The following is a 1,333-nucleotide window of genomic DNA, read 5'->3' as shown; positions in this document are numbered from 1 at the left end:
CCAGGGGGTCGGCAAAGTTGGTGGGTGGGGGTGTCTGAGCCGTTTTGACGGGGGTGGTGTGTCGCTGGGACGGGGGCGCGGGCCCCGCAGGGACGATGAGTGGTGTCTAATCAATCCCTTCGTCCTGGGAGCCCGCGCTGATGTCATCTTCCACCACGACCGCCTTGTCGCGCCAGCCCCTGGTCCAGGTTCTCAGGAACATCACCGACCCACGCGACAGGCGGGGTGTGCGCCATGACCTGCTTACGGTGCTGTCCCTGGCCGTGACCGGAGTGCTGGCCGGCTGTCGCAGCCTGACTGCGATATGGGAGCACGCCACCGACCTGACCGCCGCCGACCTGGAGGCCCTGGGACTAGCGGCGGGGCAGGCTCTTGCGTCGGAGTCGACCATCCGCCGGGTTCTGCAGGACCTGGACCCCGCTGACGTTGATGCCCACCTGAGGTCATGGTTGTGCACACGCACCGGCACCATCGAAGGAAGAACAGTCATCGCGGTGGACGGCAAGACCATGCGTGGGGCCCGCACCAGCAAGGACCCGGCGCCTCATCTCCTGTCTGCCCTGGACCACGCCACCGGCGCCGTGCTGACCCAGCAGCGAGTGGCCGGCAAGTCCAACGAGATCCCCGCGCTCAGGGAGCTTCTTGAACCGTTGGACCTGGAAGGGGTGGTGGTGAGCGCCGATGCGATGCACACTCAGACAGGCACAGCCCGGTGGATCACCCGGCGTGGTGGTCACTACCTTCTCACGCCTCTGGGCAACCAGAAGATCCTTCGCAAGGCGCTCAAGGCCCTGCCCTGGAAGAACGTCCCATCCACCTCCTGGATCGATACCAGTCATGGGCGGCGGGTGCGGCGTACTGTCAAGGCCGTCGAGGCTCCCGCCTGGGTGGACTTCCCCGCAGCCGCTCAGGTGGTCCAGCTCCGACGCACCAGGACCATCAAGAGCAGGAAGCATGTTGAGGTGGTCTACCCGGGTCTGCTCCCTCCCTATGACCGATGCCCAGCCCGAGGTCGTCGCCGCCTGGATCCAAGGGCACTGGGGAATCGAGAACCGGCTCCACGTCGGTCAGAGACGTCATCTTCGACGAGGACCGCCACCAGCTACGCACCGCTAACGGCCCACAGGTCATGGCCACCCTGCGCAACCTGGCCACCCGGCCTCATCCGACTCTTCCACAGCGCAGGCACCTCCATCGCCTCAACCACCAGATCCCTGTCACGACAACCCAAACAAGCCATCAAACTACTCACCCAAACTGGGGTGCGTGGTGTTTCTCGGACTGGGGGAGTTTTTCTTCCCGTGAGTCGATAGTATGGAGACCATGCCAGCAG

General features: G+C 65.0%; 1 protein-coding gene. It reads left to right on the top strand.

The window, feature by feature from the left end; all coding sequences use genetic code 11:
* Window positions 1-140 precede the first annotated feature (140 nt).
* Window positions 141-1,313, top strand: coding sequence for an ISAs1 family transposase (locus tag BKH20_RS13085; RefSeq protein ID WP_256693192.1), 1,173 nt, complete (start codon window positions 141-143; stop codon window positions 1,311-1,313).
* Window positions 1,314-1,333: the final 20 nt, after the last annotated feature.

The organism is Actinomyces oris, assembly GCF_001937445.1.
In the GTDB taxonomy this organism is placed as follows: Bacteria; Actinomycetota; Actinomycetes; order Actinomycetales; family Actinomycetaceae; genus Actinomyces; species Actinomyces acetigenes.
The sequence above is the reverse complement of the archived record's forward strand: the minus strand, read 5'-3'. Positions and strand labels throughout refer to the sequence as shown.

Coding starts and splice junctions, on each gene's coding strand:
- BKH20_RS13085 (WP_256693192.1), top strand. CDS start 141: ATGTCATCTTCCACCACGACCGCCTTGTCGCGCCAGCCCCTGGTCCAG.